The organism is Mesorhizobium sp. M1182, from assembly GCF_040318335.1.
GTDB lineage: Bacteria > Pseudomonadota > Alphaproteobacteria > Rhizobiales > Rhizobiaceae > Mesorhizobium.
In genome coordinates this window covers 19,013-43,989 of the sequence record NZ_JAMYMD010000012.1, presented here as the reverse complement: position 1 = coordinate 43,989, position 24,977 = coordinate 19,013, and the positions used below count along the sequence as shown (strand labels likewise).

Annotated in this window: 28 protein-coding genes, 1 tRNA gene and 1 pseudogene; 12 read left to right on the top strand and 18 right to left on the bottom strand. The window is 62.1% G+C overall.

What is annotated here, in order from left to right; genetic code table 11:
* Positions 1-19 precede the first annotated feature (19 nt).
* The 7 genes from NKH33_RS16550 to NKH33_RS16520 all read right to left on the bottom strand — a co-directional run bounded on the left by NKH33_RS16550 (position 20) and on the right by NKH33_RS16520 (position 7,161).
* Positions 20-1,390 carry an FGGY-family carbohydrate kinase gene (locus NKH33_RS16550; RefSeq protein ID WP_352920632.1) on the bottom strand — a complete coding sequence of 457 codons (1,371 nt, stop codon included), beginning with the start codon at positions 1,388-1,390 and terminating at the stop codon, positions 20-22.
* Positions 1,387-1,704, bottom strand: coding sequence for an L-rhamnose mutarotase (rhaM, locus tag NKH33_RS16545; RefSeq protein ID WP_352819301.1), 318 nt, complete (start codon positions 1,702-1,704; stop codon positions 1,387-1,389). Before rhaM ends, NKH33_RS16550 begins: the two co-directional genes overlap by 4 nt.
* Positions 1,704-2,705, bottom strand: coding sequence for an ABC transporter permease (locus NKH33_RS16540; protein ID WP_352819303.1), 1,002 nt, complete (start codon positions 2,703-2,705; stop codon positions 1,704-1,706). The genes rhaM and NKH33_RS16540 overlap by 1 nt, the downstream gene beginning before the upstream one ends.
* A complete protein-coding gene (locus NKH33_RS16535; RefSeq protein WP_352448662.1) occupies positions 2,702-3,679 on the bottom strand; it encodes an ABC transporter permease in 978 nt (325 codons plus the stop codon). Before NKH33_RS16535 ends, NKH33_RS16540 begins: the two co-directional genes overlap by 4 nt.
* Complete coding sequence (locus NKH33_RS16530; RefSeq protein ID WP_352920629.1) at positions 3,676-5,217, bottom strand: sugar ABC transporter ATP-binding protein; 1,542 nt, start codon at positions 5,215-5,217, stop codon at positions 3,676-3,678. Before NKH33_RS16530 ends, NKH33_RS16535 begins: the two co-directional genes overlap by 4 nt.
* Positions 5,218-5,300: 83 nt before the next feature.
* Positions 5,301-6,296: a rhamnose ABC transporter substrate-binding protein gene (gene rhaS / locus NKH33_RS16525; protein WP_352448664.1), complete on the bottom strand. Its 996-nt coding sequence runs from the start codon at positions 6,294-6,296 to the stop codon at positions 5,301-5,303.
* Positions 6,297-6,351: 55 nt separating this feature from the next.
* A complete protein-coding gene (locus tag NKH33_RS16520) occupies positions 6,352-7,161 on the bottom strand; it encodes a DeoR/GlpR family DNA-binding transcription regulator (protein ID WP_352920627.1) in 810 nt (269 codons plus the stop codon).
* 187 nt (positions 7,162-7,348) lie between these two features.
* Here NKH33_RS16520 and NKH33_RS16515 point away from each other — a divergent pair, with 187 nt between their 5' ends.
* Together NKH33_RS16515 and rhaI are read left to right on the top strand one after the other, a co-directional pair.
* Positions 7,349-9,451: a bifunctional rhamnulose-1-phosphate aldolase/short-chain dehydrogenase gene (locus NKH33_RS16515; protein ID WP_352920625.1), complete on the top strand. Its 2,103-nt coding sequence runs from the start codon at positions 7,349-7,351 to the stop codon at positions 9,449-9,451.
* Positions 9,452-9,576: 125 nt separating this feature from the next.
* Complete coding sequence (gene rhaI, locus NKH33_RS16510; RefSeq protein ID WP_352470137.1) at positions 9,577-10,869, top strand: L-rhamnose catabolism isomerase; 1,293 nt, start codon at positions 9,577-9,579, stop codon at positions 10,867-10,869.
* Between the two features lie 67 nt (positions 10,870-10,936).
* Here the strand turns inward: rhaI and NKH33_RS16505 are convergent, their stop codons facing one another.
* Together NKH33_RS16505 and NKH33_RS16500 are read right to left on the bottom strand one after the other, a co-directional pair.
* Complete coding sequence (locus NKH33_RS16505; protein WP_352470138.1) at positions 10,937-11,182, bottom strand: hypothetical protein; 246 nt, start codon at positions 11,180-11,182, stop codon at positions 10,937-10,939.
* Complete coding sequence (locus NKH33_RS16500) at positions 11,179-11,313, bottom strand: hypothetical protein (RefSeq protein WP_352920623.1); 135 nt, start codon at positions 11,311-11,313, stop codon at positions 11,179-11,181. Before NKH33_RS16500 ends, NKH33_RS16505 begins: the two co-directional genes overlap by 4 nt.
* 26 nt (positions 11,314-11,339) lie before the next feature.
* Between NKH33_RS16500 and NKH33_RS16495 the strand changes: the two are divergent.
* Positions 11,340-11,480: pseudogene (locus tag NKH33_RS16495) on the top strand (sugar isomerase); the annotation flags it as partial.
* 379 nt (positions 11,481-11,859) lie between these two features.
* Entirely contained in the window at positions 11,860-13,596 is a 1,737-nt protein-coding gene (ggt, locus tag NKH33_RS16490; protein WP_352772603.1) for a gamma-glutamyltransferase, read from the top strand.
* Positions 13,597-13,660: 64 nt separating this feature from the next.
* Here the strand turns inward: ggt (NKH33_RS16490) and NKH33_RS16485 are convergent, their stop codons facing one another.
* The 3 genes from NKH33_RS16485 to NKH33_RS16475 all read right to left on the bottom strand — a co-directional run bounded on the left by NKH33_RS16485 (position 13,661) and on the right by NKH33_RS16475 (position 15,008).
* Positions 13,661-14,002, bottom strand: coding sequence for a hypothetical protein (locus NKH33_RS16485; RefSeq protein WP_292663955.1), 342 nt, complete (start codon positions 14,000-14,002; stop codon positions 13,661-13,663).
* A 181-nt stretch (positions 14,003-14,183) separates the two neighbouring features.
* Positions 14,184-14,630 (bottom strand): hypothetical protein, encoded by a 447-nt coding sequence (locus NKH33_RS16480; protein ID WP_352470141.1) that lies wholly within the window; start codon positions 14,628-14,630, stop codon positions 14,184-14,186.
* A 78-nt stretch (positions 14,631-14,708) separates the two neighbouring features.
* Complete coding sequence (locus NKH33_RS16475; RefSeq protein ID WP_352775780.1) at positions 14,709-15,008, bottom strand: DUF1236 domain-containing protein; 300 nt, start codon at positions 15,006-15,008, stop codon at positions 14,709-14,711.
* Between the two features lie 422 nt (positions 15,009-15,430).
* On the opposite strand from NKH33_RS16475, the gene NKH33_RS16470 reads away from it, so the two are divergent.
* The 8 genes from NKH33_RS16470 to ggt (NKH33_RS16435) all read left to right on the top strand — a co-directional run bounded on the left by NKH33_RS16470 (position 15,431) and on the right by ggt (NKH33_RS16435) (position 22,284).
* Positions 15,431-15,631: a DUF3606 domain-containing protein gene (locus tag NKH33_RS16470; RefSeq protein ID WP_352775783.1), complete on the top strand. Its 201-nt coding sequence runs from the start codon at positions 15,431-15,433 to the stop codon at positions 15,629-15,631.
* A 79-nt stretch (positions 15,632-15,710) separates the two neighbouring features.
* Positions 15,711-15,977 carry a DUF6894 family protein gene (locus NKH33_RS16465; protein WP_352920620.1) on the top strand — a complete coding sequence of 89 codons (267 nt, stop codon included), beginning with the start codon at positions 15,711-15,713 and terminating at the stop codon, positions 15,975-15,977.
* Between the two features lie 654 nt (positions 15,978-16,631).
* Positions 16,632-17,009, top strand: a complete 378-nt coding sequence (locus tag NKH33_RS16460; RefSeq protein ID WP_352920618.1) for a VanZ family protein — start codon at positions 16,632-16,634, stop codon at positions 17,007-17,009.
* 512 nt (positions 17,010-17,521) lie between these two features.
* The gene (locus NKH33_RS16455) at positions 17,522-18,193 is read left to right on the top strand and encodes a GntR family transcriptional regulator (RefSeq protein ID WP_352470145.1); all 672 of its coding nucleotides are present in this window, start codon (positions 17,522-17,524) and stop codon (positions 18,191-18,193) included.
* Positions 18,194-18,279: 86 nt separating this feature from the next.
* Complete coding sequence (locus NKH33_RS16450; RefSeq protein WP_352470146.1) at positions 18,280-19,125, top strand: transporter substrate-binding domain-containing protein; 846 nt, start codon at positions 18,280-18,282, stop codon at positions 19,123-19,125.
* A gap of 115 nt (positions 19,126-19,240) precedes the next feature.
* Positions 19,241-19,954: an ABC transporter permease gene (locus NKH33_RS16445; protein WP_352925214.1), complete on the top strand. Its 714-nt coding sequence runs from the start codon at positions 19,241-19,243 to the stop codon at positions 19,952-19,954.
* Positions 19,951-20,670, top strand: a complete 720-nt coding sequence (locus NKH33_RS16440) for an ABC transporter permease (protein ID WP_352920701.1) — start codon at positions 19,951-19,953, stop codon at positions 20,668-20,670. Before NKH33_RS16445 ends, NKH33_RS16440 begins: the two co-directional genes overlap by 4 nt.
* A 21-nt stretch (positions 20,671-20,691) precedes the next feature.
* Entirely contained in the window at positions 20,692-22,284 is a 1,593-nt protein-coding gene (gene ggt / locus NKH33_RS16435; RefSeq protein ID WP_352501729.1) for a gamma-glutamyltransferase, read from the top strand.
* Between the two features lie 190 nt (positions 22,285-22,474).
* Here ggt (NKH33_RS16435) and NKH33_RS16430 read toward each other — a convergent pair.
* From NKH33_RS16430 to NKH33_RS16405, 6 genes are all read right to left on the bottom strand, one after another.
* A tRNA-Phe gene (locus NKH33_RS16430) sits at positions 22,475-22,550 on the bottom strand.
* Positions 22,551-22,869: 319 nt separating this feature from the next.
* The gene (gene yacG, locus NKH33_RS16425) at positions 22,870-23,061 is read right to left on the bottom strand and encodes a DNA gyrase inhibitor YacG (protein WP_352470149.1); all 192 of its coding nucleotides are present in this window, start codon (positions 23,059-23,061) and stop codon (positions 22,870-22,872) included.
* Positions 23,058-23,687 (bottom strand): Maf-like protein, encoded by a 630-nt coding sequence (locus tag NKH33_RS16420; protein ID WP_352470150.1) that lies wholly within the window; start codon positions 23,685-23,687, stop codon positions 23,058-23,060. The genes yacG and NKH33_RS16420 overlap by 4 nt, the downstream gene beginning before the upstream one ends.
* 25 nt (positions 23,688-23,712) lie before the next feature.
* The gene (gene infA / locus NKH33_RS16415; protein WP_006200926.1) at positions 23,713-23,931 is read right to left on the bottom strand and encodes a translation initiation factor IF-1; all 219 of its coding nucleotides are present in this window, start codon (positions 23,929-23,931) and stop codon (positions 23,713-23,715) included.
* An 89-nt stretch (positions 23,932-24,020) separates the two neighbouring features.
* Positions 24,021-24,503 (bottom strand): arsenate-mycothiol transferase ArsC, encoded by a 483-nt coding sequence (locus tag NKH33_RS16410; RefSeq protein WP_502906737.1) that lies wholly within the window; start codon positions 24,501-24,503, stop codon positions 24,021-24,023.
* Positions 24,491-24,976, bottom strand: a complete 486-nt coding sequence (locus NKH33_RS16405) for a UPF0262 family protein (protein WP_352613943.1) — start codon at positions 24,974-24,976, stop codon at positions 24,491-24,493. Before NKH33_RS16405 ends, NKH33_RS16410 begins: the two co-directional genes overlap by 13 nt.
* Position 24,977 lies beyond the last annotated feature (1 nt).

The following is a 24,977-nucleotide window of genomic DNA, read 5'->3' as shown; positions in this document are numbered from 1 at the left end:
GGCGCCATGAGCTCGGCGGTCAGGCTCGTTCGTCGACCGCCGAACGCCAGGAGCGCACGTAACTTGTCCAGAGTGGATCGGCCGACGGTTCGGTCCTTTCGCCTCTGCCTTGCGGTGTCCCGTGGTCCGACGCCAGCAAGGCGGCGCCGATGCTGGTGCCTGTCGCAGCCTCGGAGGCAATGACGGCGCGCGCCGCCGCCGCAGCCAGCATGCGGGTGAACAGCCGGTTGCGGGCGAAGGGTCCTTCGACGATGGTGGGACCGTCCGCGCCGATCAGGTCGAGGCAGGTCGCGGTCATCAGCGCCAGGTAGAACGAGATGGTGACAAAGCGCTGGCCGACGCTCATACCGTCCGCGTTAAGCCATGATGCGGTATGATGCGGAAACGGGCCCGAACCCTGTTGGGTCGAGGGCAACAGGGACGTCTTGCGCGCCAGCACCGTGGCAACATCGTCTTCCGTCCAGTTCTCCGATTGGCCCTCGGTCAGCACGGAAAACTCGCGGCCACCCATGAAGCGCGCCGACGGCACGGGATCGCCGAGCGCGTTGACATTGACCAGCGTATCGCAGGCCGGGTCGAGCGCGATCTTGTTGCCGCCAACCGCCATCGACACCACCCAGGTGCCGGTCGAGACCACGGAGAAAGGCGGTCGGTCGGACAGGAGATGTGGCAGCAGCGAGGCGTTGGAATCGTGCAGGCCGCAAAACACCGGCGTTTGCGGGTCGAGCCCGGTCCGTGTCGCAAGCGCGGGCAGGATCGGGCCCAAGCGGTCCTTGGCCTGCCGCACCGGCGCCATTAGCCGGCGCCATTGCAGCCGGTCGACCAGCGACGAAAAATCCGCTTTCCACGGGTTCCACAGATCGGTGTGGCAGCCGAGCGAAGTCACCTCGCTGGCGGCGACGCCGGTCAGGCGCAAGGCCCAGTATTGCGGATACATCAGGATCGCGGCGGTTCTGGCGAAATCCGCCGGAAAGCGCTTCTGCTGCCAGAACAGCTGCGCGCCGAGATTGAGGCCGGCCGGCAGGCGCGGCGTGCCGGTCTCGGAGAACGCCGGACGGATCGTGTCATAGTCCCCGGCAAGGGCATCCGGACCGTCGAATTCGTAGTCGAGCACCGGCAGCGCCAGCTCGCCTGATGCGTCGACCAGCACGGACGTTGCGCCATGGGTGGTGATCGATATCGCATTGATGCGCTGCTCGCAGTCGATCTCGGCCAGGCTGCCAAGGATAAACGCCCATAACCGCTCGACGTCATGGTGCGGGTATGGGCCTTGCCGAACCGGCTCGTTCACCATCCTGCGCAGCGTGACTTCGCTTGCTGCGGCAAGATCGACCAGCGCCACCTTGGCGTTGGTCTTGCCGATATCGATGACGGCGACGTGGCGGGTCATTCCATATGGAACATTGTTTCCAGCGGCACCGCCACCGGCTCGTTGTTCGGCTTGGTCTCCATGATGTCCGCCATCCCGGCCCACCAACGCTGCATCACCGGATGCTTCGGCAATTCGTCCATGCCGTGGTCGTCACGGCGCCACAGCACGCCGAACAAGGTGTTGGTCTCTTCGTCGAGATGGATCGAGTAATCGGAGATACCGGCCTGCTTGAGCAGCGCGACCAGCGACGGCCAGATGTCGTCGTGGCGCTTCTTGTATTCGGCCTTCATGCCCGGATTGAGCTTCATCTTGAACGCGTATTTCTCCGGCATCAGGCAAAGCGCTCCCGCCGTACTCGCCGCCACAGGATCGGCAGCGCGATGACGATGATCAGCAGCAGGCCGATGAAGATCGACATAACGATCCCTGGCACATTGAGCAGGCCGAGGCCGAAGGTCACCAGCCCCATGATGAAGGCCGCGAGCACCACGCCCACTATGCTGCCGGCCCCGCCCAGGATGCTGACGCCACCAAGCACCACCATGGTGATGACTTCCAGCTCGTAGCCCTGCGCGATCGACGGCCGGGTCGAGCCGAGCCGCGATGTGATCAGCACTGAGGCGATGCCCGCCATCAGGCCGGTCAGGCAAAACAGGATGAATTTGATACGGCCGACGCGTACGCCGGAAAACTGCGCCGCGACCGGGTTGTTACCGATGGCAAAGACCCGGCGGCCGAAGCTCGTCCGGTGCAGAAGGAACCAGTAGACGACTGCCGCGACCAGGAAAAGCGTCAGTTCGAACGACACCACCCACCAGACATAGCCCTGGCCGAAGAAGGCGAAGCTCGCGGGATAGCCCTTGTAGGCCTGGTCGCCGAGGATGATGAAGGCAATGCCGCGAAACAGGCTCATCGTGCCGATGGTGACGACGATCGACGGCAAGCCGAGCCTGGTGACGAGCAGTCCGTTGAAGGCGCCGCAGCCGAGCCCGGCGACGAGGCCGATTGCCACCAGTTCAGGCATGCCGGCGCCGGCCTGCACCGCCATGCCCATCATTGTTGACGCCAGCGCGATGATGGCGGCCACCGACAGGTCGATTTCGCCGGAGATGATCAGCAGCGCCATGGCCAGCGCGATCAGCGCCTTTTCCGTGAAGTTGAAGGTCAGGTCCGACAGCGACCACGCGTCGAGGAAGTAGGGCGAGGCAAAGCTGTTGACGGCAAAGATGGCAACCGCCACGACGACCAGAAGCGCCTCCCAGGAGAAGACCGCCGACGTCAACGGCTTGTCGAGCCGATCGGGAATGTGGCGTGGGGCAGGGGTGTCGGTCATGCCGCTTCCGCTTTCTTGAGGATGATGCGGCCTTGCCGGCGTTCGCCGCGCGCGTTGAGCACCACAGCCAGGATGATGGCGCTGCCTGAAATCGCCATCTGCCAGAAGGGCGAGATATTGATGACCGGCAGCGCGTTGGAGATGATGCCGAGGAACAGCGCACCGAGCACGGCGCCGCCGACCGAGCCGATGCCGCCGGCGATCGAGATGCCGCCGATGACGCAGGCGGCGATGATGTTGAGCTCATAGCCGTTGGCGACCTCGACCGAGGCGATGACGTAGCGCGAAATCCATAGATAGCCGCAGAGGCCGCCGATCATCCCCGAAATGCAGAAGACGATGAATTTCGTCCGGCCGACATCGATGCCGGCATAGACCGATGCGGTCGGGTTGACGCCGATGGCATAGATCGAGCGGCCGAGCGCGGTGCGCGTCATCACCAGGAAAAACAGCGCAATAACCAGCAGGGCGATCCACGACAGTACCGGAATGCCGAGGAAAGCCGCGCGCTGCAACCCGATGAAATCAGCGCTCATCTGGTCGGCGTTGACCCAGGCGCCGCCTGAAATAACGAACGTGGCGCCGCGGTAGATGGTGAGGGTGCCGAGCGTTACCACGATCGAGGGAATGTTCAGCCGCCATACCAGCAGGCCGTTGATGGCGCCGAGCACCAGGCCGACCAGCAGTGCGATGACGATCAGCAGCGGGATCGGGATCGCCGGATGCGCGGCGTTCAGCATTGCCACCACCATGCCGGTGAAGCAGAGATTTGAAGCCATCGACAGGTCGATCGAGCGGGTCAGGATGACGACCATCTGGCCGAGCGCCAGGATCATCAGGATCGACGTGTCGTTGAACACCTGGCGCAGGTTGGCCGGATCGGCAAAACCTGGAAACCGCGTGGAGATCAGCCCGATCAGCACGACGATTGCCGCCAGCAGCCAGACCTCGCGGTGTTTGAGAAGAGCCTTCATGCCGCGATCCCCGCTGCCGTCCTGACCAAGGTTTCGGCGTCGAGCCCTTTATTGTCGTAGACCGCGGCAATGCGGCCCTCGCGCATAACGACGACGCGGTCCGACATGCCGAGGATTTCCGGCAATTCGGACGACACCATGATCACCGACAGGCCTTGCGCGACGAGCTCGGCCATGAAGCCGTGCACGGCCGCCTTCGAGCCGATGTCGATGCCCTTGGTCGGCTCGTCCAGGATGATCACCTTGGGCGCGGTCGCCAGCCATTTGGCGATGACGATCTTCTGCTGGTTGCCGCCCGACAGCGTGCCGACGTCCTGGCTGAGCGAGGAGGCGCGCAGATCGAGCCGCTCGGTGTAGGAGCGGGCCAGCGCGAACTCTTCGGCCAGCCGCAATATGCCGGACTTGGATGTCCGTTTGAGCGAGGGCAGCGAGACATTCTGGAAGATCGGCAGGCCGATCACCACGCCTTGCTTGCCGCGCTCCTCCGGCACATAGACGATGCCGGCGTCGATCGAATCCGCCGCCGATTTCGGCGCGATTGCCTTACCCTCCAGCGTGATCGTGCCGCCGCTGGTGCGGGTGATGCCTGATATCGCCTGCATCACCTCGCTGCGCCCGGCGCCGACAAGGCCGTAGAAGCCGAGGATTTCGCCCCTGTGCAGCTCGAAGCCTATGTCGTCGAACTCGGTCGGGTGCGACAGGCCGGAGACGGCCAGCACCGGCGCGCCGATCTCGGCCTTGCGCTGCGGAAAGATGTGATCGACCGAGCGGCCGACCATCATGCGCACGATCTGGCTCTGGCCGGCGTCCTTGATCAGGCCTTCGCCGACCATCTCGCCGTCGCGGAACACGGTATAGCGGTCGGCGATGCGGTAGATCTCATCGAATTTGTGGCTGATGAACAGGATCGCCTTGCCGTCGCTCTTGAGGAATTCGATCAGCAGGAAAAGCTCTTCGATCTCCTTCATCGAAAGCGCTGCCGTCGGCTCGTCCATGATGACGATCCGCGCGTCGATGGACATGGCGCGGGCAACCGCGACTAGGTGCTTGTTGGCAATGCCGAGATCCTTCAGCCTGGCGTCGGCGTCGATATGGCCGGCGCCCATCGTGTCGAGCACCTCGCGGGCATTCTTGCGCATGGTGCGCCAGTCGATGGTTTTGAAACGCGTGCGCGGCGCATGGCCGAGGAAGATGTTTTCGGCCACCGTCAGGTCGTCGAACAGCACGGTTTCCTGGTGGATGGCGGTGATGCCGTGCCCGAACGCGGCGTGGGCGCTGGGCAGTATGACCGGCTGGCCGTCGATGCTGATCGTGCCAGCATCCGGCTGGTAGATGCCGGTCATGATCTTGACCAGCGTCGACTTGCCGGCGCCGTTTTCGCCGATCAGCGCGGTTACCTGGCCGGGATAGAGCGACAGGCCGACATTGTGCAGCGCCCGCACGCCGGGAAAGCTTTTCGAGATGCCGGACAGCGTCAGGCGCGGTCCGGATGACAAAGGCGCTTCATGTGCCACTTCGTGCTGGGCTGTCGTGTCCATAATCGTATCAAGCCCTGTAGCAAGGTTCGTTTGAAAGCGCGGCGGGACCTGAGCCCCGCCGCACCGTTTCGAAGGTCCCAGGATCAATAGATCTTGGAGAACTTTTCGATGTTCGACTTGTCGAACTGGAAGGGCGGAGCCATCGCAGCCGAGTTGGTGTCGTCGAGCGTGACCTTGCCGACGCGGCCGATCGACAGCGTAGCACCGGGCTTGGCCTCTTCCTTCTTCACCGCCAGGTCGTGGGCGAGGTAGACGGCGGAGTAGCCGAGATCGATCGGGTTCCACAGCGCAACCGCCTGGCTGGCGCCATTGTCGATGAACTTTTTGAACTCCGACGGCAGCGCCAGGCCGGTGACGTTGACCTTGCCGATCAGGCCTTCATCGGTCACCACCTGCGCGGCGGCAACGACGCCGACCGTGGTCGGTGCGATGATCGCCTTGAGGTTCGGATAGGACTTCAGCAGGCCCTTGGCTTCGTCCGTGCTCTTGGCCGAGTCGTCGTCGCCATAGACGGTGGCGACGAGCTTGATCTTGGGGAACTTCTCCGGCAGCACCTTCTTGGCCGCGTCGATCCAGGCATTCTGGTTGGTCGCGGTCGAAGAAGCCGACAGGATGGCGACATCGCCGCCTTCCGGCAGGTAGTCGGCGGCCAGCTTGATGATGGTCTCGCCGATCAGGTTGGTATCGGAGGGGTTGAGGTGAAGCTGGCGTCCTTCCGGCGCGACGCCTGAATCCCACGAGATGACGGTAATGCCGCGCTGCATCGCCTTCTTCAGCACTGGCACCAGCGCGTCGGCGTCGTTCGCCGAAATGGCGATGGCATTGACCTTCTGGGCGATCAGCGAATTGACCACTTCGATCTGCGCTTCGGCGGTCGCCTTGGTCGGGCCGGTGTAGATGATGTCGACATCGCCGAGCTCCTTGGCCGCCTCTTCGGCGCCCTTGTTGGCGGCGTCGAAGAAGCCGTTGCCGAGCGACTTCACCACCAGCGCGATCTTGACGTTTTCGGCGTAGGCGGCATTCACGAACATGGCGGCGGAGAACGCCGCCGTAACCATCAGTTTCTTCAGAAAGCTCATCGAATATCCTCCCTTGAGCGTTGCATTCCATCGCCGCTGCGGGCGTGAGTGGTTCTCAGGCCTGCAGCGAAGATTCTTCCTTGTTGGTTGCCGTTGTGCGGGCGATGATCAGCGTCACGCCGGCAGTCTCCAGCATGTTGGCTTCGCGATCCTCGATGGCGTCGTCGGTGATCACCGTGGCGATGCGCGACAGGCCGCACAGGATCAGGCTCGAGCGTTTGCGGAACTTCGAGGAATCGACCAGCACCACCAATTCGTCTGCCTGGTCGATCAGTTTCTGCTCGGCCTGGATCAGCAGCGGGTCGCCTTCCATAAGACCGAGCGGCCCCAGCCCTTGCGCGCCCATGAACATGCGGCGCGCGTAGAAATTGCGCGTCACGTCATTGTCGAACGGCGACAGGATGATGTTCTGCTCGCGGTAGATGGTGCCGCCCGACAGCATCACCGTGTTCTTGGAGTGCCTGAGCAAGTGCTCCGCGATCGGGAAGGAATTGGTGAAGATCGGCATGCGGCGGCCGGTCAGGAAATGCACCATCTGGAAGGTGGTGGTACCGCCATTGATGATGATCGGCTCGCCGTCCTTGCACAGATCCACGGCTTCCCGCGCGATTGCCCGCTTCTGCGAAGCGTTGATGGTTTCGTTGACGGAAAAGGGCCGGCCGGCAAGGCCGATGAACTGCGGCGGCGAAAGCGCCTCGGCGCCGCCGCGCACCCGGCGCAGCCGTTTTTGCACATGCAATGCCGCGATGTCGCGCCGGATCGTCGCCTCCGACGACTCCGTCAGGTCGACCATCTCCTGCACCGTCACCACAGGCTTTTCCTGGACGGCGGACAGAATGATCCTGTGGCGCTCTTTCTCGTGCATGGTTCCTCCCTGCCGGAGCATCTAGTCACCCAAAGCGCGCAGTGTCAATCATTTCCGATCAGATAATTTCATTGTGCAATGCAATATGACTGATATTGATCGTTTGTGATTGACAAGGCCGCCGCTTGCGTAGAAATTCGTACAAAAGGGACCCGCGCCGTTTGCGTGTCCCAAAGGGAGGATACCTATGCTCGACAAGCGCTCCGGCACGCGCCTCGCCAATCTTTGGGATGACGCAAAAGCGCAAGCAATGAGCGAGCCCGAACGTCTGGTCTACCGCTCGAATGTTCTTGGCTCCGACAAGCGCGTCACCAATTATGGCGGCGGCAACACCTCCTCCAAGATCTGGCAAAACGATCCGCTCACCGGCGAGAGCGTGGAAGTGCTGTGGGTCAAGGGCTCGGGCGGCGACAGCGCCTCGATCAAGCTCGACGGCTTCGCCACGCTCTACATGGACAAATTGCGCGCGCTGAAAGGTCTCTATCGCGGCCTCGAACATGAAGACGAGATGGTCGGCTATCTGCCCCATTGCACCTTCAACCTCAACCCGCGCGCGGCTTCCATCGACACGCCGCTGCATGCCTTCGTGCCGAAGCCTTATGTCGACCATATGCATCCCGATGCCATCATCGCCATTGCCGCCGCCAAGGATTCGCAGGCGCTGACCAAGGAGATCTTCGGCGACACGATCGGCTGGCTGCCATGGAAACGTCCGGGCTTCGAGCTCGGCCTGTGGCTGGAGAAATTCTGCCGCGAAAACCCCGAAGCCAAGGGTGTCGTACTGGCCAGTCATGGCCTGTTCAGCTGGGGCGACACGCCGAAGGAATGCTACGAGACGACGATCTCGGTGATCAACCAGGCGATCGACTGGTTCGAGCGCAAGAGCAAGGGCAAGCCGATTTTCGGCGGCGAAGTCGTCAAATCCCTCGATGCGCCTGCGCGTCGCGCCGTGGCCGCAAAACTGATGCCGAGGATCCGTGGCCTGATCTCGGAGAACAGCCACAAGCTCGGCCATTTCGACGATTCCCCTGCCGTGCTCGAATTCGTCAATTCCAGGGATTTGCGGCCGCTGGCGGCACTCGGCACGTCCTGCCCGGACCACTTCCTGCGCACCAAGATCCGGCCGCTGGTCATCGAGTTCGACCCCCAAAATCCCGACGTCGATGCCGTCATTGCCCGTCTTGCCGATGATGTGGCGGAGTATCGCGTCGGCTATCAGGCCTATTATGACCGCTGCAAGCACGCGGATTCGCCACCGGTGCGCGATCCGAACGCCGTCGTCTATCTGATGCCCGGCGTTGGCATGTTCACCTTCGCCGGCGACAAGGCGACGGCGCGCATATCGGGCGAATTCTACGTCAACGCCGTCAACGTCATGCGCGGTGCCTCGACGGTCTCGACCTATGTCGGCCTGCCCGACCAGGAAGCCTTCGACATCGAATACTGGCTGCTCGAAGAGGCAAAGCTGCAGCGCCTGCCGAAACCAAAGGCTCTTGCCGGCCAGATTGCGCTGGTCACCGGCGGCGCCGGCGGCATCGGCCGGGCCACCGCCAGCCGGCTGCTGCGCGAGGGCGCGTGCGTCGTGCTGGCCGATATCGACGAAGCAGCCCTTGCCGGCGCCAATGACGAGCTTGCCAAGGCCTATGGCAAGGATTTCGTGCGGCCCGTAGTCATCAACGTCACGTCCGAGGATCAGGTGATCTCCGGCTTTGCCGAAACGGCGGTCGAATTCGGCGGCATCGATATTCTGGTCTCCAATGCCGGCCTGGCCTCCTCGGCGCCGATCGAGGACACCACGCTGACGCTGTGGAACAAGAACATGGACATCCTGTCGACCGGCTATTTCCTGGTTTCGCGGGAGGCGTTCCGGCTGTTTCGGGCGCAGAAGATCGGCGGCAACGTCGTCTTCGTCGCCTCCAAGAATGGGCTTGCCGCATCGCCAAACGCCGCCGCCTATTGCACTGCCAAGGCCGCCGAAATCCATCTGGCACGCTGCCTGGCGCTGGAAGGCGCGGAAGCGCAGATCAGGGTCAATGTCGTCAACCCCGACGCCGTGCTGCGCGGCTCGAAGATCTGGAGCGGCGAATGGAAGGAACAGCGCGCCGCCGCCTACAAGATGTCGACCGACGATCTCGAGGAGCACTACCGCTCGCGTTCGATGCTGAAGCGGTCGGTGTTCCCCGAAGACATCGCCGAGGCGATCTATTTCTTCGCCTCCGATATGTCGGCCAAATCGACCGGTAACATCATCAACGTCGACGCCGGCAACGCACAGAGCTTTACGCGATAAGCAGTCGTTTGAGGGTTGGCGCCGACGCCGGAGCTTTACCCTTCTCCCCGTTACCATACGGGGAGAAGGTGCCGGCAGGCGGATGAGGGGCAGCGCCAACCGAACGCATTTGGGAGGAAACTTTAGTGTCCGAAACCATCATCTCCGCCGATGTTGTCGAGAAAGATAATGCCGCGCGCAACGCCAATCTCAAGCGCGACTACGAGTCCCTCGGCGAGCGCCTCGACCGCCGCGGCATCGCCATCGACGCCATCCGCGACAAGGTCGAGAAATTCGCCGTCGCCATCCCGTCCTGGGGCGTCGGCACCGGCGGCACCCGCTTTGCCCGCTTTCCCGGCGCCGGAGAGCCGCGTGACATTTTCGACAAGATCGAGGACTGCGCCGTCATCCGGCAATTGACGCAGGCGACGCCGACCGTCTCGCTGCATATTCCCTGGGACAAGGCCGATCCGAACCGGCTGAAGCAGGCGGCATCCCGCTTCGGCCTCGGCTTCGACGCCATCAACTCCAACACCTTCTCCGACGCCAGGGACCAAAAACTGTCCTATAAATTCGGCTCGCTGTCGCATGCCGATGCAGCAACACGCCGGCAGGCGGTCGAGCACAACCTCGAATGCATCGAGATCGGCAGGACGCTGGGCTCCAAAGCGCTGACGGTATGGATCGGTGACGGTTCGAACTTTCCCGGCCAGGTCAATTTCGCCAAGGCATTCGAGCGCTATCTCGACGCGATGAAGGAGATCTATGCCGGACTGCCGGACGGCTGGAAACTGTTCACCGAGCACAAGATGTACGAGCCGGCCTTCTATTCGACCGTCGTGCAGGATTGGGGCACCAACTACATCATCGCCAACGAGCTTGGCGACAAGGCGTTCTGTCTGGTCGACCTTGGCCATCACGCCCCCAACGTCAACATCGAGATGATCGTGTCGCGACTGATCCAGTTCAAGAAACTTGGCGGCTTCCATTTCAACGATTCGAAATATGGCGACGACGATCTCGACGCCGGCTCGATCGATCCCTACCGGCTGTTCCTCGTCTTCAATGAACTGGTCGATGCCGAGCTTGCCGGTGCCGAAGGTTTCGATCCGGCCCACATGCTCGATCAGAGCCATAACGTCACCGATCCGATAGAAAGCCTGATGTTGTCGGCGGTCGAGGTGCAGCGCGCCTATGCCCAGGCGCTGCTGGTCGACCGCAAGGCGCTCGAAGGCTTCCAGGACGCCAATGACGCGCTGATGGCGACGCAGACGCTGAAGACAGCCTATCGCACCGACGTCGAGCCTATCCTTGCCATGGCGCGGCTGAAGACCGGCGGCGCCATCGATCCGGTCGCCGCCTACCGCGCCGCGGGCTACCGGGCGAAGGTCGCAGCCGAACGGCCGGCGGTGGCAAGCGTCGGCGGTGGGATTGTTTGATATTGGCTGAAAAACGAAAACCCGCCTAAGGCGGGTCGTCGGTGCGAATCAATTGCGATTGTTGCGTTTATAAGCCCAGGCTTGGGCGGATCGCATTCCAGTCTTCCCAAGCATTCTCAAGCCTGATGTCATCATAGCCGCGCTTCTCCGCCACCTGCGCGGCGACGTCGTATGGCATCGCCATGCATGCGGCGCTGTCCCTGATCGCCACGACTTCGTCCTCAGTCAAAGGCGAGCCCTTTTGCTGTTCGCGATTGAGCAGAACCGCCACAAGCGATGGGATCGCTACCAAAACCAACTGCTCGTCGGTCACGTCAAATTCTCTGTCGGCTTGTACTTCACCAGCTTCTTGAGCCGCTCGCCCAAGGGCTTCTCGCCGACGCGTTCAGGCCCGCGGGCTACGTCCTTGAAGTTGTGGATCTGGGATTGCTTCGGATCAGCCATGCTTGCGCCTGTACCATGCTCAGTGGCTGCGGCCTATCCTTGCCATGGCGCGGCTGAAGACCGGCGGCGCCATCGATCCGGTCGCCGCCTACCGCGCCGCCGGCTACCGAGCGAAGGTCGCAGCCGAACGGCCGGCGGTGGCGAGCGTCGGCGGCGGGATTGTTTGATGTTGAGGGTGAAAATGAAAACCCGCCTCGGGAGGGCGGGTCGTCGGAGCCAATTAGCACCACACGCAGATTAGTAGCATAGCTGCCGGCACAAAGCAAGAACAAAATTGCTGTAACGTGAAAATTCTGGGAGCCGCGATGAAGCGTGGCCTTGTTTCCAACGCTGCGGCGCTCAGAAGTAACGGCATGGATCCTAGGGTCTCCGCGACGCAGCGGAGACCCTAAGATCCATGCCGTTGCAGTCGCCGAAGATTGCAACGGCGGTTGCGAGGCGAACCGGCACAGGCGTGCGAACCCTCCCGATTCTTTCGATCTTCGCAGTAGACTCGACCTCCCCAAACCGCTTTCCTAGGCCCACCCCAAGCCTCGGAGAACGGCCATGCACAATTTCCGCCGGACGCTGATCGCCGTCAGCCTCTCCCTCACCTTGGCCTTTATCCCGTTCCTTGCCCTTGCCGCCTCGCCGCAGCCGGCGAAGGGCGAGCACGGCATGGTGGTGACCGCCCAGCATCTTGCGTCTGAGGTCGGCGTCGAGGTGCTGAAGCAGGGCGGCAACGCGGTCGATGCCGCGGTCGCCGTCGGCTATGCGCTGGCCGTGGTCTATCCGACCGCCGGCAATATCGGCGGTGGCGGCTTCATGACCATCCGCTTCAAGGACGGCCGCTCGACCTTCCTCGATTTTCGCGAGCGCGCGCCGCTGGCCGCGACCAAAACCATGTATCTCGACAAGGACGGCAAGCCGGTAAAAGGCGCCAGTCTCGACGGCTATCTGGCGGTCGGCGTGCCGGGCTCGGTCGCTGGTTTCGAGATGGCGCGGGAGAAATACGGCACGCTGTCGCGGCAGGGCTTGCTGGCGCCGGCCATCCGCTTTGCCAAGGAAGGCTTCGTGCTGGAGCAGGGCGATGCGGCCTCGCTCCAGGGCGGCGCCGAGCGGTTGGCAAGGGACCCAGCGGCGGCGGCCATTTTCCTCAAGCCGGACGGCAAGCCCTATGCTGTCGGCGAGCGGCTTGTTCAGCCCGATCTCGCGGCTTCGCTGGCCGCCATTTCCGACCGCGGGGCGGATGCCTTCTACAAAGGCGCGACCGCCGACGCCATCGTCAAGGCGAGTGGCGAGAAGGGCGGCATTCTGGCCAGGGCTGATTTCGAAAGCTATGCGGTGCGCGAGCTCAAGCCGGTGACCTGCAATTATCGCGGCTACGAGATCATTTCCTCGCCGCCGCCGAGCTCCGGCGGCGTCATCATCTGCGAGATCCTCAACGTGCTTGAGTTCTATCCGTTGTCCTATCTCGGCGCCGGTTCGGCCGAGACGGTTCACGTCATGGTCGAGGCGATGCGCCACGCCTATGTCGACCGCAATTCGGCGCTCGGCGATCCCGGCTTCATCGACAATCCGGTCGCAAAACTGCTCGACAAGAATTACGCCAGGGAAATTCGTGAAAAGATCGATCCGTTCCGGGCCGGCGTCTCGCAGGAATTGATGCCGAAGGGTTTTGGCGAGAGCAAAGAGACGACGCATTTTTCGATCATCGACAATGATGGCAATGCCGTCGCGGTAACCTACACGCTGAACGGCTCTTTCGGCGCCGGCGTTGTCGCCGCCGGCACCGGCATCCTGCTCAACAACGAGATGGACGATTTCACCCAGAAACCCGGCGTGCCCAATCTCTATGGCCTCGTCCAGGGCGAGGCGAATGCGATTGCGCCGAAAAAGACGCCGCTGTCGTCGATGAGCCCGACCATCCTCGCCAAAGACGGCAAGCCGTTCATGGTCATCGGCAGCCCCGGCGGTTCACGCATCATCACCATCACGCTGGAGGCGATCGTCAACGTCGTCGACCACGGTATGAACATCCAGCAGGCCATCGACGCACCGCGCATCCATCACCAATGGTTGCCCGACACGGTCTATATCGAACCTTTCGGCCTGTCGCCCGATACCGAAAAGCTGCTTACCGGCATGGGCTACCGCCTCGATCTTGCCGACACGACGTGGGGCCAGGCGGCCGGCATCCTGGTCGGCGGCAAGAGCCTGGCGGAAATCGAGAAGGGTGGCGGCGCCCGCTACAATGGCGCCATCGACAGCCGCGCCGCAGCCGGCAAGGCTATCGGGTATTAGACCCCAAAAGTGGGAATCGGTTTTTCGGATAAGATCATGGTCAACAATAAGATTTCGCTCTGAATCAGGTGACCAGCGCGATCGTGGACGCTATCAGCATCAGCGCCGCGATGCCGACGAACAGGGCGTAGATGCGTGGCCGGTCGAGCAGAAGCGCATTGCCGGATATCCATGCCGCGGTGGCGCCACCAAGCGCGAAAAAGAAGGTGCTGCGGCGCCCGAAGCTCAAGCCGGCAGCCATCAGGCCACCGATGATCAGGGCGCCGAACACGATGATCACGGCGACCGCGTATTTCTCGAAATCGTTGCTGCCGGCGCTCGGGCCGATTGCGTTCAACCTTGACAGATCGTCCGGATCGAACGGGCTGGTCGACCCATATTCGTCTTGACCGACAGGCTCATGCATTATTCGTTCTCCGCAAACCGACAGCAAATCATCAAGCCTCGCCGAGCGCAACCGCTCGCCGAATGTGATCGGCACGGTGTTCAACACTTTCTGGCGGCGGCTTGCCAGAGATTTTTGAATTCGCGCTTGGATCGCCGCCCCGCTGCGCGGCCTGGTCAAGCGCCTTGCCCGAGCTGAACCTTCATGCCGCCCTGGCCAAGGACTGCGTTGCCTGAACGGAAGCCCCAAGCACCGCCTGTGCGCTGTCTGCCTGCCTTTCATCGACATGCGCCAGCACCAGGATCACACCTTGTGCGGCATCTGGCTTGCCTAGCTGCTTGCCGATATCGGACAATGCGCCGAAAAGTCTGCCGGCAACGCAGCCCAAGGCTGCACCGACGAGGGCCGATGCCAGCCATCCCGCGCCGAGGGGATCGATGCCGGGGATATCGAAGGCGCCGAGGCCGGCCAACAAACCCGCCGCGCCAAGGGCGGCACCGGTGCCTGGACCGCGCAAGACGGCGCCGATTTCGTCGTCGTAGGGTCCGATGATACTGATCTGGTGGCGCGCAATTCCTGCCGCCTGAAGTGCTTCGACGGCTCGCGCCGCCTGGTCATGGGAATCAAAAAGTCTGCTGATTGTTCGCATTGAAACTGCCTGTGAGGCCCCCCGGCCCTCGACGGTGCGGCGGGTTCCTGCTGAGCGACGACTGCCCGAGCTTTCACGTCAATCGATGATCTTGACGATCTTGCGCGTGCCTGGGTCGACCACGACCGTGCGGTTGTCGACGACGACATAGCGGTACTTGACGTTGGGAACTTCATGAAGCTCGACGGTATCGGGGAGCGTCGAGCCGATATTGAGCTCCACCCCAGGGATTTTCACCGAGGCTAGCGGCTGCTTCTTCACGTACTCCTTGATGACCGTTTCCTGCTGCGGTTCGATGACAACGTCTTGCGCCGCAGCGGCGCCGATGCCTGCCAGCAGCAAAAATCCCGCCACCGCGGTGGAAAGATGCATTCTCATGGTCGTCTCCTTTGCGAACTCGGTCCGCTCTTCACGCCAAGGCTCACTCGAACGGAAGGCAGCTGAAAACGTTCCGTCGACGGGGCTTCGGTCCCGCCCGGCAGGGACCAACCGACGTGTTGCCGCAGGACCTAAGTCTGATCCTTGCGCGCAAAGGGTGGGTTTGCCGCGTGACCCGGAACCGTGGCGGCGCGTGGCCGTTGCTGGCTGCACGTTCCGGGAGGATTCCATGGAAAAGGTCGACGGTTGCTCGCACCGGTCCTGGCTGTTTCCATTCCGATCGAATCCGGCATCTGCGCAGCACTGTCCCTTCCTGCGCCGATAAGGGTTCGCGCGTCACTTTGTGGCGGGCGAACCCTCAAATTGCTGCGTGCACCAAAGTTGACCCCCTGAAGCGAAGAGAAGGGGCGAGGAGAGCGGAAATGGCCGATGACAAGAGCAAGCGAGACTTCAGCGACCGCAATCGCGTTTCGGCGGATGAATATTATGAGGTCGAATATTTCGCGCGGGAAAATGGTGTTTCGCCCAGCCAGGTGAGCAAGCTGATCAAAAGGACCGGCGGCGACCGGATGATCCTCTCGCAGGCGGTGAAGGCATTGCGCGAGCGGCGAAGCCAACGGTGAAAAGGCACTGATCGCGATCGGCCGAGATCCGGCCAGCTATCGACAACGTGCCCGGATGCCGCCGCTTCGGCCAAGCGCAATGCCCCGCTACTTCCTCGATTCCGATGAAGACGGAATTGTCTATTCCGACGATCAGGGAACGTTATATGACGATCTCCCGCTAGTCAGGAAAGAAGCCCTTCGCACACTGGCCGAGATGGCCAGGGATGGCCTTCCTCATCGCAGGATTGCAATCAAGGTCCGGGACGACCGTGGCGGTCTGGTCCTTGAAATGGCTTTGACCTTTGCCGTTGAAACGCGGCACTTCGACGAGCGGATTTTCCGGATCGACTTGCGCACGAACTGACGGCTCGATCATCATCGCGCCGACCATCAGATTTCTGGTGCAGCGGCATCTTCCCCTGGCGTGGAACATTAGAAATCTCTAATTGTTATCTTAAGCAGCGGGAACCTCCCAGGTTTCTGCTGCAGATCGGGTGCAACCCGATCGGCCCGCGCCCTCCGCCAGAGGCGCGGGCTTCGTTTGTTTAGCCGATGCGGAACGCCGTTCGGCAGCAGCATATTGGAGGCCTGCGGGAGCATTAGTAACATCTGTCGCTACCGCGGCGCCCTGGCGCCCAGGCAACGGAGCCCGTCGTCCGACAGGGCGGCGGGCTTTTTTGACGCGGGTCGGTCATCACGCAATCGATGGAATTCTGGCCGGCGCCGCTTCGTGTGGCATGGGGTAAGGTGCCCTGACGCAGCGCCGGCCAAGCGGAAATCAGGTCCGCCGCAGCCAGATTGTAGCCGCGCTGGCGCAGCAGGTAATTGCGTGATCGCGGAAGCCGCACCATTGCAGAGCCCTCCCCAGCAGTTCGGCCTGCCCAGCGGCTGAACCGCGGCATTCATTCATTCTGACGATGCATCGGACGCCCCGACGGCGGAAATTGGACACCGCGCTCGCTCGCGACTATGGCGGCCGATGCTCCCTGCAGATTTCGGATGAAAGGCTATTCTACCCTTGTCGCGCCTGGATTCTTATCAGATCGTGGCAAGGGTTGCTTTTCCGGCCGCGTTTGCCGGCGTTCTGCTGTTCGCCCTTTTGCCGGAGCAACTCCTGCGGGGCCTTGGCCTGGCTTTCACGTCTGATCACGACAAGCTCAATCACGCCGCCGCCTTCGTCGTCCTGGCGGCTCTCGGAAGTTTCGGCTGGCCGGAACGCAAGGCGAAGCTGATCGTACTCCTCGTTCTCACGGGTGCGGCGATCGAGGGGCTTCAAGCCGTGCAACTGATAGGGCGCGACCCGGATTTATTCGACTGGGTGGCCGACTGCGCGGGAATCGCGTGCGGACTGATGGTTGCGGGCTGGACAAGGCGGCTCGCCGGCGGATTGCCATAGCTCGAAAGCGCATAACGGAATCGGCGCGCCCGTGCCCCAATAAGAGGAAATTGGCCGGCGCCACTGGGGGGCGCGTTGGGGTAAGTTGCCTGATGGGGCGCCGGCCAGGCGGAAAAATTACGTCCGCCGCAAAGCAACATAGCAGGAACGGCAAAGCGCGGCAGTAGCGTGATCGCGGAAGGTCCGCGTTGGCGCCTCCGGTGCGGTGACCCGTTTTGGATCAACAAATCTGGCACCTGAATTGCACTGCAGGCAATGCCGGGAAATCCCGGCAATCGTCCCCGAATATGGGGCCTCGCCGCTTCGCAAATGGAGCGGCGGGCCTTTTTGCCGGACGTTGAAAAGTAGGCCGATCAGCGGCTTAGCCGATCACGGTGTGCTTAGCCCGATTTCCCCTGCCAAGTGCTTATTCTCACAAGAGAAATTCTAAAGCGCCCAAGCATCGGTGCTTGACACAGGTTTCGATAACTGGATAAGTGGATACACAGATACGCTCTGATCGGACCAGGGACATGGCAGCTGACGCAATCGAGCCGTTGGGCATCACGACCGCCGAGGAGGAGGCTTATCGCCACATTCAGCGGGCCCTGAGGATGGGGCGTTACCGGGCCGGGGACCGGCTGATCCCGGAAGAGATCGCGACGGAAATCGGCATGAGCCGCATGCCGGTTCGCGAAGCATTCCGCCAACTGGCCGCGGAAGGTCTTGTGGTCATTCGCCCGAACCGTGGCTGCATCGTCGCCGGGCTTACCCTCGATGAGATCTACGAAACCTTTGAAATACGCTCGGTGCTCGAAGGGCTGGCGGTGAGGCTTGCCATGCCGCACATCGATGCCGAAGTGCTTGAAGAACTGGAACGCCAGCTGGACCGCATGGAGCGCGCCAGCCAGACCGGCAGCAGCGACTGGGTCGTGCGCCATCAGGCCTTCCATTTGCAGATTTGCCAACTGAGCAACCGACCCAAACTCGTCCGGCAGATTGCCAGCCTGCACGTCGTGATCGAACCCTACCTGCGCATCTGGTTCGACTATGTCGACAAGCCCGCCAGCGCGCGTGCCGAGCACGAGATCCTGATCGACGTGCTGCGGTCAGGTGACGCCGGCAAGGCTGAGATCGTCATGCGGGATCATATCGTCGAGACAGCGCCGCTTCTGGCCAACTTCGCAAGTCCCGGCCGCCGCTAGGGAATACCATCTAACTCGTTGAAGCCGGAAGATAATCCGGCACGACGAAAGGGAACTGCCGTACCGGCAAAAAAGAGGAGAATGACATGAAAATTAGCCGCATCGCAGCCATTGCGTCGGTCCTGTTCGGCCTGGTCCAGGCCGCCGTTGCACAAGAAACACCAAAGGCAATTACCATTGCCACCGAAGGAGCCTACGCGCCCTGGAATTTCACCACAGCCGACGGCAAGCTGGACGGCTTCGAAGTCGATCTCGCCAACGATCTGTGCGGGCGAATGAAGATCGAGTGCAAGATCGTCGCACAGGACTGGGACGGCATGATCCCCGCGCTGACCGTCGGCAAGTTCGACGTGATCATGGCGAGCATGTTCATCACTGAAAAACGTCTGAAGGTCATTGATTTTACCCAGCCATATGCGGTTGACCCCTCAGGTTTCGCGGTCGCCAAGGATAGCGAACTGGGCAAGCTCGGCATTTCCAACGAGCGGTTCAAGCTGGACAATGAAGCCACTTCGCAGGCGGCAATCGACAAGCTCAAGCCATTGCTGAAGGGAAAGATCATTGGAGTTCAGGCTGCAACGGCGAACCTGGAATTCCTGAAAAAATACTTCTCGGACGTCGCCGAGATTCGCGAATACAAGACCACCGAGCAACACGATCTCGATCTTGCCGCGGGTCGCATCGACGCGCTCTTCGCGCAACAGACAGCGCTGGCCGCCACGCTGAGCAAGCCGGAGTTCAGCGACTATACGCTTGCAGGACCAGGATTTGTCGGGGGTCTCTTCGGTCTTGGCTCCGGGGCCGGCATCCGCAAAGAGGACACCAAGCTGAAAGACATGCTCAACGGCGCCATCGACGCCGCGACCGCCGACGGCACGATCAAAACCCTGTCGCTTAAATGGCTCAAGAGCGACGTTACTCCAGTCAAGTAAGCGCTTGCCGGCGAACGGCCATTCCTGACCACGTTCCGGAGCTGAGCCGTTCGTCCTGCCGGGGGCATCAATGCCGGGGGCATCAATGCCGGGGGTATCAATGCCGGGGGTATCAATGGTTGACGCATTCCGGCTGCTTGGTTTCCAGCACGGAGGTTGGGGGGCTGCTCTTCTCATGGCGGCCTCGGTCACAGTGCTCCTGTCTATGCTGGGCTTTGCGCTTGGCGCTGTATTTGGCGGGCTGGCAGCGGCCGGGCGTCTCCGCAACTCCAAAATATTGAGGTTCTTGGCCCTTGGCTATTGCACGGTTTTCAGGGGCGTGCCCGACCTTCTGACCATTTATCTGCTTTACTATGGAGGTAGCGTCGCCCTGACCTCGCTTGGTCATAGCCTGGGCGGGTCCGGATTCGTCGGCGTTCCGGCCTTTGCCACCGGAACCTTGGCTATCGCGATCATCTCGGGCGCCTATCAAGCCGAGGTCTATCGAGGGGCTTACGTCGCCATCGACCAGGGACAGCACGATGCCGCTTGCGCGCTTGGTCTCAACCGGCTGCAGCGGCTGCGACAGGTTATTTTTCCCCAGCTCCTGAGATACGCGCTGCCAGGTCTCGGCAATGTGTGGCAGTTGGTTCTGAAGGACTCGTCGCTGATATCGGTAATCGGCCTCGTTGAACTGATGCGCCAGGCGCAGATCGCTGCAGGTTCGACCCGTGAACCGTTCATTTTCTACATTGCTGCAGCCTTGCTCTATCTGGCTATCGCTTCCGTCACGGGCCACGCCTTTTACCGTCTGGAACGGAAGGCGCCGTGGCGCGTCCGGTCGGCATGATAGATTTCAGTTTTTTCCTCGAAATCCTGCCGAAGCTACTCGCCGGCCTGCCGCTCACGGTGGAACTGGCCCTGACTTCCATCGTTGCCGGCTTCGTTCTTGCCGTCACATTGGCGCTTGCCCAGCAATCGGAATCGCCCTTCGTCGTCTTGCCGATCCGTGGCTTCGTTGCCGTGTTCAGGGGCACGCCTCTGCTGGTGCAGATTTTTCTGACCTATTATGGCCTTGGTCAGTTCCGGCACCAACTGTCGGCAATTGGATTATGGACCGCTTTCCGCGAACCCTACTGGTGCGCAATCATCGCGCTGACCCTCAACACCACCGCCTATGGCAGCGAAATCCTCCGCGGCGCGATTCAATCGGTGCCACGCGGCCTTGTCGAGGCGGCCCGGTCTGTCGGCCTGTCCACCTATTTGACGTATCGGCACGTTATCCTGCCGCTGGCCTTTCGCCAGGCGCTGCCGAGTTACGGCAATGAAATCATCCTGATGATCAAGGGCACGTCTCTGGCTTCCATCGTGACCTTGATGGAGGTGACTGGAATTGCCCAGGGATTGATCTCCCAGACCTACCGCGCCTTTGAAGTCTTCATCTGCGCGGGCGCCATTTATCTCACTTTGAACTTCGCGATCATTCGGGCCTTGGCGGCACTCGAATACTGGATGTCGCGGCATCTGCGGCACCGCCCCTCGACGATGAGCGACGCCGCCTCTTGAGCACGATCAGAAGGGCATAGCATGCGAAATTTTGAGAAACCAACGCGCTCGGTCGTCGTTTCACGCGAGGCCATGGCCGCCACCTCTCATCCGTCGGCGACCCTGACGGCGGTCGAGATCATGGCGGCCGGCGGCAACGCCATGGATGCCGCCATCGCAGCCTGCGCGGTGCAATGTGTCGTCGAGCCAGCCTCGACCGGCATTGGAGGCGACTGCTTCGCTCTTCTGTCGCGAAACGGATCCGGCGAGGTCATCGCCTACAACGGATCGGGCAGGACACCCGCCGCCCTGACAATTGACTGGTTCCTCGAACGTGGCATGGCCGAGGTGGCCCGCAATTCTCCCGGCTCCGTCACCATCCCGGGAGCCATCGATGCCTGGACCAGATTGCACGCTGATCATGGACATATGCCCTTCGATCAAATCCTGGCCCCCGCTATACGTTTCGCCGAGGAAGGCTACGCCATTTCACCGCGGGTCCATCGTGACTGGGCGTTGGAAGAAGAACTTCTGGCCTCCGATGTAGCCGCGAAACGGATTTTCCTGCCAAACGGCCGCGCGCCACGTGTTGGCGAAGTGCATCGCCAGCCTGAGTTGGCTGCAACGCTGCGGCTGATCGCCAAGAAGGGACGAGAGGCCTTCTATACTGGCCCTGTGGCCGACGACATGGTCGCCTATCTTCGTGGGCTCGGCGGATTGCACACACTTGAAGATTTCGCCTCGGCAACAGGCGAATACGTGACCCCGATCAGCACGGCGTTCCGAGGCTGCGATGTGTTCGAATGTCCGCCGAATGGCCAGGGTGTGATCGCGCTGCTCATTCTAAACATCCTCTCGCGCTTCGAAGCGCACGGCGACCCGCAATCCGCGGACCGGCTTCACCTGGAAATCGAAGCAACACGCCTCGCTTACGCCGCGCGTGACCTGCTCGTCGCCGATCCCGACACTTCCGAGGTCCCGGTGGCCGACATGTTGTCGAATGCCTGGGCCGATCGTCTGGCCGGCATGATTGACCTAAAGCGCGCCCGCGCGGACCTGCCGGCGTTCGATATGCCGCTGCACAGCGACACGGTCTATATTTCCGTTGTCGATAAGGACCGCAATGCGGTCAGTTTCATCAACTCGGTCTTCGACAGCTTTGGCTCGGGTCTGGTCTCGCCACGCTCCGGTGTCGTCTTGCACAATCGCGGGCAAAGCTTTTCGCTTGACCCCAGGCACCCCAATGCAGTGGCGCCGAACAAGCGACCTTTGCATACTATCATACCCGGGATGCTTGCGAGAGACGGCCGGGCAGAAATGCCTTTCGGCGTTATGGGCGGCTACTACCAGGCAATGGGCCACGCGCACCTGCTGACGAAGGTGCTCGATTTCGGGATGGATCTGCAGGAGGCGATTGATCTGCCGCGGGTCGCCCCCGTCAGCGGCACCATGAACGTCCAGGCCGAACACGGGCTCGCTGGCGAAACCGTAGCTGAACTTAGCCGACGCGGTTTCGAAATCATTCCCGCCACGGACCCGATCGGCGGTGCGCAGGCCATTCGCATCGATTGGGCAAACGGGACCCTGCTGGGCGGTTCTGAACCGCGCAAGGACGGCTGCGCCCTCGGTCTGTAGAGCGGTTATGGCCAGAGCGGGATGCAAGATGCCGAAGATGCTCTCCATTGACATTTGGCCGAGCAGGAGCCGCTGGCGCCATGGTCCCGATAATTCTTGCACGCCATCGACAATCCGATCGGCGCGAGGTTGTCACCCATGTCTTAGGTACAAACTGTTACCCATGTCTCCGAGCCGTACAGGGAAAAAATGGTGCCCAGAGGCGGATTCGAACCACCGACACGCGGATTTTCAGTCCGCTGCTCTACCAACTGAGCTATCTGGGCCTGCTCCGGTAGGCGGCAATCTGCACACCGGGTTCATGAAAGCGCCGTCGGCACCCCTTGAAAGCGCGTGGGTTATAGCACGGGAATCCGGCCTGTCCAGCGCTTAGAGCATGATCCCGAAAAGTGGAATCCGGTTTTCGGAAAAGATCATGCTCAGACAAAACGCCAGAACCTGTTCCGTCCGACAGTGCCCGGATGGAACAGGTTCTGGACATTGATCGCAGGCGGGAAACGACAGGCAGTCCGCAAGGCCGATCATCGGTCACGATCGCGGCTGCGAAACCGTCCCAAGCCTGTGGAAAACCGCAGGTGGACGGTGCTATTTCTGGTCGTCGTTCTGATCCTCGTCGTCGCGGCCCGGGATGACGTAGACCCCCTTCAGCCAGCGGTTGAGGTCGATGTCCTTGCAGCGCGTCGAGCAGAACGGGTAGGTTTCGCGCGCCGATGGCTTGCCGCATTCGGGGCAGGGCCGCTTGGGCCGCAACGGCGTGACCTTGTCGTCCGGGCTCATATCCGCGCACCCGACAGCCAGTTGGCGTGCACCTTAAACCCTTCGCCGCTCAAAAGCGCTACCGTCTCGTAGAGTGGCAGGCCGACGACGTTGGTGTAGGAGCCGACAAGCTTGACGACGAAGGCGCCGGCAAGCCCCTGGACGCCATAGCCGCCGGCCTTGCCGCGCCATTCTCCGGACGCGATGTAGGCCTCGATCTCCTCGCGCGGCAGCCGCTTGAAGCGCACCCTGGTCTCGACCAGCCGCAAGCGCTGCTTGCCGCCAGGTGTGATCAGGCAGATGCCGGAATAGACGCGGTGCGAACGGCCGGACAAAAGCCCAAGGCAGTTGGCGGCGTCGTCGAGCGTCTCGGCCTTGGGCAGGATGCGTCGCCCGACGGCAACCACCGTGTCGGCCGCCAGCACGAAGCTCGGCGCGTAGTCCGTCTCGGTTTTCAGCGAGGCCAGCGCTTTCTCGGCCTTCTGCGTCGCCAGGCGCTTGGCCAGCGAGCGCGGGTGTTCGGCGCGCAGCGGCGTCTCGTCGACATCAGCCGGCAGCACACGGTCCGGCTCGATGCCGGCCTGCTGCAGCAGCTCGATCCGGCGTGGCGAACCCGAGGCAAGCACGAGCTTCTGCAAAATGCCCATCGCGATCCCGGCCGGGTCCTTGAACTTACTTGAAGCGGTAGGTGATGCGGCCCTTGGTCAGGTCGTAGGGCGTCATCTCGACCAGGACCTTGTCGCCGGTCAAAACGCGGATGCGGTTCTTGCGCATGCGGCCGGCCGTATGGGCGATGATTTCATGTTCGTTTTCGAGCTTGACCCTGAACATCGCGTTGGGCAGCAGTTCCGTCACGACACCCGGAAACTCGAGGACTTCTTCCTTCGGCATTCGATACCTTTGCTTGGATGGGTACTTCCAGCGCCCCGGCCGGAAAGTTGCGCGGAACCTATATGATAAACGCCCGCTTGTGAACATGCTTAATCCGCGGCGTTTTCAGCCCCGTTGCCGAGGAAACGGCGGCCGATCCGCCCCTTCAGCCGCTCGCGCACGTCGCGGTAGGCGGCCATGATCTGCTCGCGCGTGCCGCTGACGCCGGTCGGGTCGGGCATCGGCCAATATTCGACCTCGACGGCCAGCGAGCGGGTGAGTTCGAGCGCGATGTGGTGGGCTTCCGGCGCCAGCGTGACGATCAGGTCGAAATAATCGTCCTCGAGGTCATCCATCGTTCTCGGGTGCCGTTCGCCGAGCGACAGCCCTTCTTCGGCCAGCACGGCATCGACGAACGGATCGCGTTCGCCGCCGCGCACTCCCGCCGAGGCGACGAAGGTGGTAGGCGGGAGCACCTTGCGCGCCAGCAATTCGGCCATCGGCGAGCGCACGGCGTTCATGCCGCAGACAAACAGGATCGAGCGGGGCAGGATCTGGCGGGGCAGCGGGGCGGCCAGTTTCAGCCTCGCCAGTGCAGCACGCAAACCAGCGTGAACAGCCGGCGCGCCGTGTCGAAGTCAATCTCGATCTTGCCGGCAAGCCGGTCCATCAGCCTCTGCGAGCCTTCATTGTGCAGGCCGCGCCGGCCCATGTCTATCGCCTCGATATGGCTTGGCGTCGCGGTGCGGATGGCATCGTAATAGCTTTCGCAGATCATGTAGTAGTCCTTGACGATGCGCCGAAGCGGCGTCAGCGACAGGATGTGGGTGACCACGGCTGCGCCGTCCTCGCGCGCCACCGCGAACACCAGCCGGGATTCGGCCAGCGACAGTTTCAGCCGGTACGGCCCGGCGCCGTCGTCATTGACCGGCTGGAAGCGGTTCTCCTCGATCAGGTCGAAGATCGCCACCGCCCGCTCATGCTCGACATCGGGCGTCGAGCGGCCGATCGTCTCGTCGAGCTCGACATCGATCAGCCTGGCGCGGGTTTGGTCGTAGTCGGACATT